Source organism: Leisingera sp. SA215 (assembly GCF_055902035.1).
Genome location: NZ_JBVVXU010000019.1, coordinates 61,766 through 73,601, shown reverse-complemented (window position 1 = coordinate 73,601; position 11,836 = coordinate 61,766). Strand labels below are relative to the sequence as shown.

Annotated in this window: 13 protein-coding genes and 1 riboswitch; of the genes, 12 read left to right on the top strand and 1 reads right to left on the bottom strand. The window is 65.0% G+C overall.

The genetic code is table 11. The annotated features are described in order from the left end of the window. Window positions 1–307: 307 nt before the first annotated feature. The 10 genes from hemP (at window position 308) to glpD (ending at window position 9,274) form a co-directional block, all read left to right on the top strand. Entirely contained in the window at window positions 308–478 is a 171-nt protein-coding gene (hemP, locus tag AC0KW6_RS17265; RefSeq protein ID WP_024089159.1) for a hemin uptake protein HemP, read from the top strand. Window positions 479–488: 10 nt separating this feature from the next. Beyond that, window positions 489–968, top strand: a complete 480-nt coding sequence (locus AC0KW6_RS17260) for a hypothetical protein (RefSeq protein ID WP_474035501.1) — start codon at window positions 489–491, stop codon at window positions 966–968. A gap of 28 nt (window positions 969–996) precedes the next feature. Next, on the top strand, window positions 997–2,265 hold the full coding sequence (locus AC0KW6_RS17255; RefSeq protein ID WP_474035500.1) for an imelysin family protein: 1,269 nt from the start codon (window positions 997–999) through the stop codon (window positions 2,263–2,265). Between the two features lie 188 nt (window positions 2,266–2,453). Further along, the gene (locus AC0KW6_RS17250; RefSeq protein ID WP_323784258.1) at window positions 2,454–2,747 is read left to right on the top strand and encodes a (2Fe-2S)-binding protein; all 294 of its coding nucleotides are present in this window, start codon (window positions 2,454–2,456) and stop codon (window positions 2,745–2,747) included. Continuing rightward, the gene (gene bfr / locus AC0KW6_RS17245) at window positions 2,695–3,183 is read left to right on the top strand and encodes a bacterioferritin (RefSeq protein ID WP_024089156.1); all 489 of its coding nucleotides are present in this window, start codon (window positions 2,695–2,697) and stop codon (window positions 3,181–3,183) included. The genes AC0KW6_RS17250 and bfr overlap by 53 nt, the downstream gene beginning before the upstream one ends. Next, window positions 3,140–4,702: a di-heme oxidoreductase family protein gene (locus tag AC0KW6_RS17240; protein ID WP_474035499.1), complete on the top strand. Its 1,563-nt coding sequence runs from the start codon at window positions 3,140–3,142 to the stop codon at window positions 4,700–4,702. Before bfr ends, AC0KW6_RS17240 begins: the two co-directional genes overlap by 44 nt. Beyond that, complete coding sequence (locus tag AC0KW6_RS17235; RefSeq protein ID WP_474035498.1) at window positions 4,702–5,697, top strand: imelysin family protein; 996 nt, start codon at window positions 4,702–4,704, stop codon at window positions 5,695–5,697. The genes AC0KW6_RS17240 and AC0KW6_RS17235 overlap by 1 nt, the downstream gene beginning before the upstream one ends. A 1-nt stretch (window position 5,698) precedes the next feature. Further along, window positions 5,699–6,778 carry a DUF1513 domain-containing protein gene (locus AC0KW6_RS17230; RefSeq protein ID WP_474035497.1) on the top strand — a complete coding sequence of 360 codons (1,080 nt, stop codon included), beginning with the start codon at window positions 5,699–5,701 and terminating at the stop codon, window positions 6,776–6,778. 140 nt (window positions 6,779–6,918) lie between these two features. Then, window positions 6,919–7,704: a DeoR/GlpR family DNA-binding transcription regulator gene (locus AC0KW6_RS17225; RefSeq protein WP_474035496.1), complete on the top strand. Its 786-nt coding sequence runs from the start codon at window positions 6,919–6,921 to the stop codon at window positions 7,702–7,704. Then, window positions 7,697–9,274: a glycerol-3-phosphate dehydrogenase gene (glpD, locus tag AC0KW6_RS17220; protein ID WP_474035495.1), complete on the top strand. Its 1,578-nt coding sequence runs from the start codon at window positions 7,697–7,699 to the stop codon at window positions 9,272–9,274. The genes AC0KW6_RS17225 and glpD overlap by 8 nt, the downstream gene beginning before the upstream one ends. Window positions 9,275–9,385: 111 nt before the next feature. Here glpD and cobO read toward each other — a convergent pair whose 3' ends face one another. Beyond that, window positions 9,386–10,021, bottom strand: a complete 636-nt coding sequence (gene cobO, locus AC0KW6_RS17215) for a cob(I)yrinic acid a,c-diamide adenosyltransferase (protein WP_039173313.1) — start codon at window positions 10,019–10,021, stop codon at window positions 9,386–9,388. Between the two features lie 50 nt (window positions 10,022–10,071). Then, a riboswitch (cobalamin riboswitch) is annotated at window positions 10,072–10,276 on the top strand. Window positions 10,277–10,374: 98 nt separating this feature from the next. On the opposite strand from cobO, the gene AC0KW6_RS17210 reads away from it, so the two are divergent. After that, a complete protein-coding gene (locus AC0KW6_RS17210) occupies window positions 10,375–10,785 on the top strand; it encodes a DUF1636 family protein (protein ID WP_474035494.1) in 411 nt (136 codons plus the stop codon). A 2-nt stretch (window positions 10,786–10,787) separates the two neighbouring features. After that, window positions 10,788–11,822 carry a cobalamin biosynthesis protein CobW gene (cobW, locus tag AC0KW6_RS17205; protein ID WP_323778452.1) on the top strand — a complete coding sequence of 345 codons (1,035 nt, stop codon included), beginning with the start codon at window positions 10,788–10,790 and terminating at the stop codon, window positions 11,820–11,822. Window positions 11,823–11,836 lie beyond the last annotated feature (14 nt).

The window sequence follows — 11,836 nt, the reverse complement described above, 5'->3', positions numbered from 1 at the left end:
CCTGCTGCCGCCGCAAAAATTATTCCCTACTAAAAAACTCGGATTGACATATCCGAGCAAATAAATCAGGAATATGGCATTCCAGCCAGCCTGACTCGGGTCAGGCGAGCCCGAGCGACCTGTAATCAACCGAGATCGCCCCCATGCCGACCAGAGACAGCCGCCCCAGCGGCCCGCAGACCCCAGAGCTGGAGCCCGAGGACATGCGCCAATTTTGGCCGCAGCTCTTTGCGCCGTCCGGCGCTCTGTCCGGTTTTTGTCTGGAATGGCTTCTGGACAGGGCGGAATTCAGCAATGGGCGAAAGATATGAACCAGATTGCCTCCAAGCCGGTGCCGACCACCGCAACCACCGAAGTTTTCCCCACCTACCACGCCGAGGATCTGACCCGCGGCGGCGCGCAGGCCCGCATTCTGCTGAACGGGCAGATCTATTCGCTGCGCATCACCCGCGCAGGCAAGCTGATCCTGACCAAGTGAGCTGACCGGCATGAGCACTGCGCACCCCTCTCCCCGCGGCGGCGTGACCGTCGGCACCCTGTCCGAGCTGCCGCCGCTGGAAGCCGGCGCGGTGATCTATCTGCGGCACTGGTTTTCCGGTGCCGAGACCCGCGACCGGATGCGCCGGGACTTCGAGGTGAACTTCGGCCCGGAAATGGCCGAAACCGCGTTTGAGGCCTTTGGCTCTCTTTGCAATTTCTGCGCCGCCCATGGCCGCCGCCCGCTGGTGCGCCACGGCATGACCTGCAAATGCCTGGGCGCGGATGAAAACTGCTTTGCCAACCTGCTGGCCTCCGCGGCCGAGGGGCAGCGGGACGATGCGCAGATCCTTGCCGCGCTGCTTGTGACGCCGCGCAAAGCCTCCGAGCTGACGCGGCTGGCGTCCGATTGCGGCTTGCTGATGCAGCAGATCATGGCGCCGCGCCCGCCGCTGCAACCGGCCCGGCCCGCCACCGCAACGCTTCACTGAATTGAATACAGACCTAAGGACTTAGCTGATGAAATCCCTGTTTCTCACGGGCACTGCCCTTGCCGGTCTCGCCTTTGGCACCACCGCCGCCGCCGCCTCCGGCAAGACAGACGTGCTGACCAATTACGCCAATATCGCCGAGGCCAAATACCAGGACAGCCTGGCCACCGCGCAGCTGCTGAAAGCCGCCGTCGATACACTGATTGCGCAGCCGTCGCCCGAAAACCTGGAAGCTGCGCGCAGCGCCTGGATCGCCGCCCGCGTGCCCTATCAGCAATCCGAAGTGTTCCGGTTCGGCAATGCCATCGTGGATGACTGGGAAGGCAAGGTGAACGCCTGGCCGCTGGACGAGGGCCTGATCGATTATGTCGACGCCTCCTATGGCGGGCCGAGTGACGAAAACACCCTGGCGGCGCTGAACGTGATCGCCACCCCCAGCTTCGAGCTGTCGGGCAAGGCGATCGACGCCGCCAAGATCACCCCCGAACTGCTGGAAGGCGCCCTGCACGAGGCTGATGGTGTCGAGGCCAATGTGGCCACCGGTTACCACGCCATCGAATTCCTGCTCTGGGGCCAGGATCTGAAGGGCACCGAACATGGCGCCGGCGACCGCGCCTGGACCGACTATGCCGTCGGCGATGCCTGCACCGGCGGCAACTGCGGCCGCCGCGGCGAATACCTGCAGGCGGCCACCGATTTGCTGATCTCCGACCTGGAGTGGATCGCCGCGCAATGGGGGGCCGGGGGCGACGCCCGCACTGCGCTGCTGGCCGACGAAAACGCCGGCATCACCGCCATGCTGACCGGCATGGGGTCGCTGTCCTATGGCGAACAGGCGGGGGAGCGGATGCGCCTGGGCCTGATGCTGAACGACCCGGAGGAAGAGCATGATTGCTTCTCCGACAACACCCACAACAGCCACTACTACGACGGCCTCGGCGTGCAGAATGTCTATCTGGGCGAATATGTGCGGGTGAACGGCAAGCTGGTCTCCGGCGCGTCTCTGTCGGACCTGGTTGCCGCCAAGGACGCCGGCCTGGACGCCGAGATGCGCAGCAAGCTGTCCACCACCATGCGCGCGCTTGGCCGCATCAAGACCGCCGCCGAAGCAGGCCTGTCTTATGACCAGATGCTGGCCCGGGGCAACAAAGCCGGCGAAGCGCTGGTGATGGGCGGCGTCAACGGGCTGATCGACCAGACCCGCTCGATCGAGCGGGTGGTAGCCACCCTGGATCTGGGCGGCGTTGCCATCGAAGGCTCCGACAGCCTCGACAACCCCTCTGCGGTTTTCCAGTAGGAACCCCGGCAGCTGGCAACGGCGGGCCGCGGTTTCTGCGGCCCCGTCTTGCAGGCGGGATGCTGCCTCACGCTGCAATCCCAAGTATTTTACTCTGGAAAAACCTTGAATCCCCAGCAAATCTGTCGGATATATTTCCCAACGGAATCACTTGGCCATTCAGGCCGCCGGGCAAGGACGCGAACCGCATGATCGTTTGCCACTGCACACAGATATCGGACCATGACATCCGCGCCGCTATCGACTGGATGCGAAATGCTGATCCCGAAACGATAATCACTCCGGGCAAGATCTATCACGCCCTGGGGAAAGCCGCCGATTGCGGCGGTTGCATGCCTCTTTTCCTCGACACGATGCGTTCCAGCAGTAATCTGGAAGTACCTGCGCAGCTTGCAAATTTAGGCGCAGCATCAATTCGGGAGAAAAGTAATGAAGGGCGACGCCAAGGTCATCGACTATCTCAACAAAGCGCTGCGCCATGAGCTGACCGCGGTCAGCCAGTATTGGCTGCACTACCGGCTGCAGGACGATTGGGGCCTGGGCAGCATGGCCAAGAAAAGCCGCGAAGAAAGCATCGAGGAGATGCAGCACGCGGACAAATTGATTGAAAGGATTCTGTTCCTCGGCGGCCACCCGAACCTGCAGAAGCTTGACCCGCTGCGGATCGGCCAGACGCCGAAAGAGACCCTCGAATGCGACCTTGCCGCCGAAGTGGACGCCCGCGCGCTTTACAAGGAAGCCCGCGAAGCCTGCAACAAAGCGGGGGACTACGTCACGCAAAAGCTGTTTGAAGAGCTGATGGCGGACGAAGAGGGCCATATCGACTTCCTCGAAACCCAGCTTGAACTGCACGACCGGATCGGTGCCGAAAACTATGCCCAGCTCAACGCCACCAAGATGGCCGAGATCGAAGACTGAACTGTTTCTGGCTGCCGCATTTGCGGCGGCCAGCCCCGTTGCGGCGCTGGACCTGGCCAGCCAGTACCAGGCCGAGCCGCACCTCTCCCCCCTGCCCCGCACCGACGCCGAACGCACCCGGATTGAGGCCGTGACCGCGCCCGCCGCGGATTTCTCTGCGCCCGAACGGTTCGAAGACCTGCCTGCCGGTGCTGCCACCGTGCGGACGCGGCCGGATGACGAAGCGTTCTCGCAGCATTCCGCCAACCTCAGTTTCGAGCAGGAGCTGGAATTCAAACTGGGCAATGGCCTGTTCAAGAAGATCTGGGTGTTTTCGCCCGCTTCCACCCTGGCCTCTGACGGTCTCGGCCCGCTCTATAACGCCCGGTCCTGCCAGCGCTGCCACCTGAAGGACGGCCGCGGCCATGTGCCGGAGCAGCCGGACTATGCGTCCGCCACCATGTTCCTGCGCGTCTCGATCCCCGGCCCCGTGCCGCCAGAGCTGCGGGCGGTTCATGACTACATCGGCACCGCGCCCGATCCGAACTACGGCACCCAGCTGCAGGATTTCTCCGCCCCCGGCATCGCGCCGGAATACAAGCTGCAGGTCGCATACGAGGACTTCGAAGTTGCCCTGAACGGCGGCGAAACAGCAACATTGCGCCGCCCCGGCTACACCGCTGCAAACCTCGGCTACGGCCCGCTTGCCAAGGGCGCCATGCTCTCCCCCCGGGTCGCGCCGCCGATGATCGGGCTGGGATTGCTGGAGGCCGTCCCCGCCGCCGACATCCTCGCCCACGCGGATGAGGAGGACGCGGATGGCGACGGCATCTCAGGCCGTGCCAACCTTGTCTGGTCGCGCGAATTCAACCGGATCATGCTGGGCCGCTTCGGCCTGAAAGCCGGAATGCCGACCGTGCACGAACAATCCGCCAGCGCCTTCGCCGGCGATATCGGCATTTCCACCCCGCTGTTCCCCGCCCACCCCGGTGAATGCACTGCCCGGCAAACAGCCTGCCAGTCCGCGCCGCATGGCGGCGGTGATTCCCGTGAAACCGAGATCGACCAGCCGAATATGGATCTGGTCGCCTTCTACAGCCGCAATCTGGGCGTGCCCGCCCGCCGGAACGCGGATGACCCGACGGTGCTGCGCGGCAAGCAGCTGTTCTATGACAGCGGCTGCGCCTCCTGCCACGTCCCGAAATATGTGACCCACCGGCTGGCCGGCCGCCCGGAGCAAAGCTTCCAGCTGATCTGGCCCTACTCCGACCTGTTGCTGCATGACATGGGCGAAGGCCTTGCCGACCACCGCCCCGAGGCCCGCGCCACGGGCCGCGAATGGCGCACCGCGCCGCTCTGGGGGATTGGCCTGACGCAGCAGGTCTCGCCCCGCGCCACCTTTTTGCACGACGGCCGCGCCCGCACCCTGCTGGAGGCGGTCCTGTGGCACGGCGGCGAGGCGGAAGCAGCCAAAACCCGGGTGGTGGAGCTGCCGCCGGAAGACCGTGCTGCCCTGATCTCATTCCTGGAGAGCCTCTGATGCGCGCCCTTTCTTTCGCTGTTGCCTTGGCTGCAGCCCCCGCCGCGGCCTCAGACCTGTCCAGCGCCATCACCGATCAACTGATCCTCCCGGCCTTCCAGACGCTTGCAGAGGAGGCGCAGGCACTGGCGGAGACGGCAAAGGCGGATTGCACCCCGCAGTCCGGATCCCTGCGCGCAGCCTACGGCGCCGCCTTCGACGCCTGGATCGCCGCCAGCCCCTACCGTTTCGGGCCGACGGAAACAGACAGCCGCGCCTTTGCGCTGGCATTCTGGCCCGACAGCCGCAGCAAAACACCCAAGGCGCTAGCCAGTCTGATCCGCAGCGAAGACCCCGGCATCTCGGACCCGGCGCAATTCGCAAGCTACTCCATCGCCGCCCGCGGCTTCTATGCCTTGGAATTCCTGCTTTATGATCCTGAGCTCTCCACCGAAGGCAGCGCCGGCTACCGCTGCGCCCTGACCCGCGCCATCAGCACCGACATCGCGGCCACAACCCAATCCATCAAAATGGACTGGGAACAGAGCTACGCCGCCGAAATGCGCAGCCCCGCCAATCGCTACCAAAGCGACGAGGAGATCACTCAGGAACTGCTCAAGGCGCTCACCACCGGCCTGCAGGTGCTGGACGACATGCGTCTGGGGCGTCCGCTGGGAACATATGACAGGCCCCGCCCGGCCCGCGCCGAGGCCCGCCGCTCCGGCCGCAGCCTTCGCCATGTGCTGCTGTCCCTGAACGCGCTGGAGCCGCTGGCGCTGGCTCTGGCGGCCCCCCATGCGGACCTTCAAACCGAATTCACCGCTGGTTTTTCCAAAGCCCGCAAAAAGGCCGAGACCCTCGACGACGCCGTCTTTGCCGGCGCGGCCGATCCCGCCGGCCGCTTCCGCATCGAATCCCTGCAGCAGGAGATCAAGGACCTGCGCGCGCTGGTGGCGGGGGAATTGGGCCCGGCCCTGGGTGTTGAGGCAGGCTTCAATTCCCTGGACGGCGATTGATATGGCGTCCCGCCGCGGTTTTTTGGCCGGCCTTCTGGCCACAGGCCTTGCCCCGCAGGCCAGTTGGGCCAACGCCGGCAGCCCCGCCTTCCTGTCTGCCGGCAAGGACGCCAGCGGCGCCTTCCTGCTTGCGGGCCTCACAGAAGACGGCGAAATCCTGTTCCGCCACCCGCTGCCGGGCCGCGGCCACGCCGCAGCGGCGCATCCCACCCGCCCCGAGGCGGTTGCCTTTGCCCGCCGTCCGGGCCGCTTTGCCGATGTGATCGACTGCCGCACCGGCACTGCCATCGCCCGGTTGGAGCCACCCGCTGGCCACCATTTCTATGGCCACGGCACCTTCTCCCCCGACGGCGCCCGCCTGTTCACGACCGAGAACGACTATGAGAACGCCCGCGGCATCATCGGAGTCTGGGATGCCGCGGACGGATACAAGCGCATTGGCGCCTTTGCTTCCGGCGGCATTGGTCCGCACGATATGCTGCTGCGCCGGGACGCGCCGGGGCTGGTCATCGCCAACGGCGGCATTGAAACCCACCCCGGCAGCGGCCGCGCCAAGCTGAACCTTCCGGACATGCGCCCGAACCTCAGCTACTTGGGTTTTGACGGCACCCTGCAGGACCAGATGGAACTGCCCCGCAGGCTGCATCTGAATTCGATCCGCCACCTCGCCATGCGCATCGACGGCACCGTTGGTTTTGCCATGCAATGGCAGGGGGATCCGGGCGAACAGGTCCCCACCGCGGGCTTGCAGCTTCCCGGCAGCCCCGCGCGTCTGCTGGCGGAGGATGATCCCCGGGTGCTGAACATGAACGGATACGGCGGCTCCATCGCCTTTTCCGGCAATGGCACGCAGATCGGCGTCACCTCCCCGCGCGGCGGGGTGCTGCAGGTGATGGACACTGTCGGCGGCGCGCTGCTGAACGAGCACCGGATGCACGACGTCTGCGGCCTTGCCGCCTCCCCCGGCGGCTTCACCACCAGCACCGGCACCGGCCGGTTATATGCAATCTCGGACGCAGGCCAGCATCCGCTGCACCGGTCAGAGCTGGCCTGGGACAACCACCTGATCCGGCTCCGCTGAGCCAGCCAAGCTGCTTCATCCAAAGGCGCGCCCCACACTGCGAGCCTTTTTTCGTTTTCACCACACACAAAACCAAAACGAAAACGATAGGTGACATTTCACGCGCGATCCGCTAAAGAATCGCAGCGAAAGGAAAGCCTATGGATGCCGCCAGCCGTCAAAACGAAATCATTGCCTTGCTGAACCAGCAGGACCGGGTGGAGGTTGACGGCCTGTCCCAGCGCTTTGGCGTGTCGTTACAGACGGTGCGGGCCGACCTGCGCGACCTGTCTGCGCGCGGCGCCTTGTCCCGCGTGCATGGCGGCGCTGTCCGGCTAAGCTCTGCCGCCAGCCAGGGCTATGAGGACCGGCGCAAGCTGAACGCGGGCAACAAGCTGGCGATGGCGGCGCTGGCAGCTGAACTGATCCCCGACAATTGTTCGCTTACGCTCAACATCGGCACCTCCACCGAGCAGGTGGCACGGGCGCTGTCCGGCCACAGCGGCCTGACTGTTATTTCCAACAATATCAATATTATCAACCTTATGATGGGCGGTCAGGCCAAGGAACTGATCCTGGCCGGTGGCACTGTGCGGCAAAGCGACGGCGCCATTGTGGGGGAGGACGCGGTTGAATTCCTGTCCCGCTTCAAGGTCGATTTCGCCGTCATCGGCGCCTCGGCGCTGGATCCGGACGGCGCCGTGATGGACCACGACGCCCGCGAAGTCTCGGTCGCCCGCGCAATCCTGAAAAACGCCCGTCAGCGGGTTCTGGTTTGCGACGGCAGCAAGTTCGCCCGCTCCGCGCCGGTGCGGATCTGCGATGTGGCAGAGCTGGACGTGATGATCACCGACCGCCCGGTGCCGGAACAATTTGCCGAGGCCGCGCAGGCCGCAGGCACCCGGATCCTCACCGCCGGACAAAACGAAAGCAGCGAAAATGACTGATGCACCTGTCACGGACCTTTTCATCATCGGCGGCGGCATCAACGGCTGCGGCATTGCCCGCGATGCAGCGGGACGCGGCCTGTCGGTGACATTGGCCGAAATGAACGATCTGGCCTCCGCCACCTCCTCGGCCTCGACTAAACTGTTCCACGGCGGCCTGCGCTATCTGGAATACTTCGAGTTCCGCCTGGTCCGCGAGGCGCTGATCGAGCGCGAGGTGCTGCTGAAGGCGATGCCGCATATCTCATGGCCGATGCGCTTTGTGCTGCCGTTTCACAAGGACATGCGCTTTGACAGCGAAACGCCCGCATCGAAACTGCTGACAACCTTCATGCCCTGGATGCGCGGCCGCCGTCCGGCCTGGCTGATCCGGCTGGGGCTGTTTCTCTATGATTCCCTGGGCCAGCGCGGCATCCTGCCCGGCACCGCCAAGCTGGACCTGTCCCGCGACCCGGCAGGCCGGCCGCTGAAAGACAAGTTTCAGACCGCCTTTGAGTATTCCGACTGCTGGATCGAAGACGCCCGGCTGGTGGTGCTGAACGCCCGCGATGCGCAAGCGCGCGGCGCCAGCATCCTGACCCGGACCGAGGTCACTTCAGCCGAACGCCACGCCGGCCACTGGGTGATCCGGACCAAGAACCGCGCCACCGGCGCAGAGCAGGACCACCGCGCCAGGATGCTGGTCAATGCAGGCGGCCCCTGGGTCGCCGATGTGCTGCACCAGAAGCTGGGCCTGAGCAGCCGCGAAAACGTCCGTCTGGTGCGCGGCAGCCATATAGTGGTGCCGAAACTGTTCGACCACGGCCGCTGCTATTTTTTCCAGGGCAGTGATGGGCGGATTATCTTTGCTATCCCCTATGAGCAGGATTTCACCCTGATCGGCACCACCGATGCCGACCACCCCGACCCGGACACCGCCCCCGTCTGCACCGAAGCGGAGCAGGACTATCTGGCTGACTTCGCATCACAATACTTCAAACAGCCGCTAAGCCGCAACGACGTGGTCTGGACCTATTCCGGCGTCCGGCCGCTCTATGACGACGGTGCCAGCTCCGCCACTGCAGCAACCCGCGAATACGTGCTGACACTGGATCAGGCCAAGGCGCCGCTGCTGAATGTCTTTGGCGGCAAGATCACCACCTACCGCAAGCTGGCCGAGGCGGCGCTGGCGAAAATCGGCGAGGTGTTCCCGCAGCTGCCCTCTGACTGGACCGCAGGCGTTGCCCTGCCCGGCGGCGATTTTGCGGTGGAGGATGTGGAGAAACTAAAAGCCAAACTGGCCGCAGACTATCCGTTCCTCACCGCCTATTGGACAGGCCGGATGATCCGCGCTTACGGCACCGAGGCATGGGAGGTTCTGGGCGCCGCCAAAACTGCCGCGGATCTGGGGCAGGACTTTGGCGCGACCATCACGGCGCGGGAGCTGGACTGGACCATTGCCCGCGAATGGGTGCGCAGCGGTGATGATTACCTGTGGCGGCGCACCAAGCTGGGGCTGCGATTGGATGAGGCCCAGCGCGCGGCGGTCGATGCCTACATCCAAGGCAAAGCGGCTCAACTCGCGGCATAACGCGAAGGGCAGCGCCCGTCCCGGCGGGGTGGGAAGCGAAGCGCCCGCCCCGTAGGGGGCGGGACGGGCGCTGCCCGGCCTATCGGCCGGGCGGGACATTCTGAAAGCGTCTTAAAACTCGACGCCCTTCTGCGCTTTTACACCGGCGCGGAACGGGTGCTTGATCTGCCCCATCTCGGTCACCAGATCGGCAATTTCGATCAGTTCTTCCTTGGCGTTGCGGCCGGTCAGCACCACATGGGTCATCGGCGGCTTCTGCTCCACCAGGAACTCCAGCACCTCCTCCAGATCCAGATATTCATAGCGCAGCGCGATGTTGATCTCGTCCAGCAGCACCATGGTGTTGCGCTCGTCCAGGATCATCTCCTTGGCCTTTTCCCAGCCCTTCTGGGCGGCGGCAATGTCGCGGGCCTTGTCCTGGGTCTCCCAGGTAAAGCCTTCGCCCATCGCATAGAACTGGCACAGGTCGCTGAAGTTTTCCTCGATCAGGGTGCGTTCGCCGGTCTGCCAGGCGCCCTTGATGAACTGCACCACCGCCGATGGCATCCCATGCGCAATGCAGCGCATGATCATCCCGAACCCCGAGGACGATTTGCCCTTGCCCGGCCCGGTGTGGACGATGATCAGGCCCTTCTCGCCCTCCTTGGTCTTCATCATCCGGTCGCGCGCGGCCTTCTTCTTGGCCATCTTGGAAGCGTGACGGGCGGCTTCTTCCTCTGAGATGCCGGTTTCAGACTTTTCGCTCATGGGGGCTCTCCAGCTGTTTGACCCATGTCTTGACAAAGAAGGGCACGATAGCGCAAGGGGGTTTCGCTGGTTCCTGCGAAAGCAGGCGAAGAGGGAATGTGAAGGCCATGCGGGCCGAAGCACAGCCGCCCCCGCGACCGTGACCGGATGAGGCCGCCATGCCACTGGGTGATCCCCGGGAAGGCAGGATGGCCGGCAAGGCCTCGTGCCTTGGCATCCGCAAGCCGGGAGACCTGCCAGCGAAGGAGAGTTCAACGGGCGGGCGGGGTGTTCCGCGACCGGTTGAGGGGCAGCCACGCATTGCCCCCTTCTGGCCATGTCCCTGCTTGCCTGACGCGACAGGAGACGCGCCAATGGCAGAAGACAAGGCGGCCCCCCCCGCCAGCACCCCGGGACCGGTCACGCTGACGGTTTGCCTTACCTGCCGCCGCGACGGCGCCGACCCGGAGGCCGCCCGCCCCGGAGCCATCCTGCACGCCGCGCTGGAAGAGGCCGGAATGCCCGACGGCGTCCGCCTGCGCGGTGTCGAATGCCTGTCCTCCTGCAAGCGCGGCTGCGCCGTTGCCCTGATCGGCGGCGCCGAGCGCTGGACCTATGTCTACGGCGACCTCGACCCGGACCAGCATGTCCCCGAAATCCTGGAAGGCGCTGCAGCCTATGCCGGCACCGCCGATGGCCTCGTGCCCTGGCGCCAGCGCCCGCAGACCTTCCGCAAGCAATCCGTTGCCCGCATCCCGCCGGCCAAGTTCTTCTCCGAGGAGTAATCATGAGCGATCTCAACAAGATCCCCGTCACCGTCATCACCGGTTTTCTGGGCGCAGGTAAAACCACGCTGATCCGCCACCTGATGCAGAACCCCCAGGGCAAGCGCCTGGCGGTGGTGGTGAACGAGTTCGGCACCGCCGGTGTGGACGGCGACATCCTGAAATCCTGCGCCGATGAAAACTGCCCGGCGGAAAACATCATGGAGCTGGCCAACGGCTGCATCTGCTGCACCGTGGCCGATGACTTCATCCCCACCATCGAGCAGCTGATGGCCCTGCCCGAGCAGCCCGACCACATCGTCATTGAAACCTCCGGCCTGGCGCTGCCGAAACCGCTGCTGAAGGCGTTTGACTGGCCCGCAATCCGCTCCCGCATCACCGTCGACGGCGTGATTGCCCTGGCCGATGCCGAGGCTGTCGCCAAAGGCCAGTTCGCCCCCGATCTCGACGCCGTGCAGGCCCAGCGCGAAGCGGACGACAGCATCGACCACGAAACCCCGCTGTCCGAGGTGTTCGAGGATCAGATCTCCTGCGCCGACATCGTGCTTCTGTCCAAGGCCGACCTGGCCGGCGACGCAGGGGTCGAGAAGGCCCGCGCGGTGATCGAGGCCGAGGCGCCCCGCAAATTGCCGATCCTGCCGATGAGCGAAGGCGTCATCGACCCGCGCATCATCCTGGGCCTGGGCGCCGCTGCCGAGGACGATCTCGACGCCCGCCCCAGCCACCATGACGGCCACCACGACCACGAGCATGACGATTTTGAAAGCATCGTGGTCGAAATGGGCGAAGTATCCGACCCGGAAGCGCTGCAGAATGCGATCGTGAAACTCGCCCGCGAGCGCAACATCCTGCGCGTCAAAGGCTATGTCGCGGTGGAAGGAAAGCCGATGCGGATGCTGGTTCAGGCCGTGGGCGAGCGTCTGCGCGCCCAGTACGACCAGCCCTGGGGCGCGCAGCCGCGCAAAACCGCCCTGGTGGTCATCGCCGAGCATGACGACATCGACGAGCAGGCTATCCGCGCCGAGCTGGGGGCGTAAGCTGATGCTGGCTT

Coding starts and splice junctions, on each gene's coding strand:
- hemP (WP_024089159.1), top strand. CDS start 308: ATGAACCAGATTGCCTCCAAGCCGGTGCCGACCACCGCAACCACCGAA.
- AC0KW6_RS17230 (WP_474035497.1), top strand. CDS start 5,699: ATGGCGTCCCGCCGCGGTTTTTTGGCCGGCCTTCTGGCCACAGGCCTT.
- AC0KW6_RS17250 (WP_323784258.1), top strand. CDS start 2,454: ATGATCGTTTGCCACTGCACACAGATATCGGACCATGACATCCGCGCC.
- AC0KW6_RS17240 (WP_474035499.1), top strand. CDS start 3,140: ATGCCCAGCTCAACGCCACCAAGATGGCCGAGATCGAAGACTGAACTG.
- cobO (WP_039173313.1), bottom strand. CDS start 10,021: ATGAGCGAAAAGTCTGAAACCGGCATCTCAGAGGAAGAAGCCGCCCGT.
- AC0KW6_RS17260 (WP_474035501.1), top strand. CDS start 489: ATGAGCACTGCGCACCCCTCTCCCCGCGGCGGCGTGACCGTCGGCACC.
- AC0KW6_RS17225 (WP_474035496.1), top strand. CDS start 6,919: ATGGATGCCGCCAGCCGTCAAAACGAAATCATTGCCTTGCTGAACCAG.
- cobW (WP_323778452.1), top strand. CDS start 10,788: ATGAGCGATCTCAACAAGATCCCCGTCACCGTCATCACCGGTTTTCTG.
- glpD (WP_474035495.1), top strand. CDS start 7,697: ATGACTGATGCACCTGTCACGGACCTTTTCATCATCGGCGGCGGCATC.
- bfr (WP_024089156.1), top strand. CDS start 2,695: ATGAAGGGCGACGCCAAGGTCATCGACTATCTCAACAAAGCGCTGCGC.
- AC0KW6_RS17255 (WP_474035500.1), top strand. CDS start 997: ATGAAATCCCTGTTTCTCACGGGCACTGCCCTTGCCGGTCTCGCCTTT.
- AC0KW6_RS17235 (WP_474035498.1), top strand. CDS start 4,702: ATGCGCGCCCTTTCTTTCGCTGTTGCCTTGGCTGCAGCCCCCGCCGCG.
- AC0KW6_RS17210 (WP_474035494.1), top strand. CDS start 10,375: ATGGCAGAAGACAAGGCGGCCCCCCCCGCCAGCACCCCGGGACCGGTC.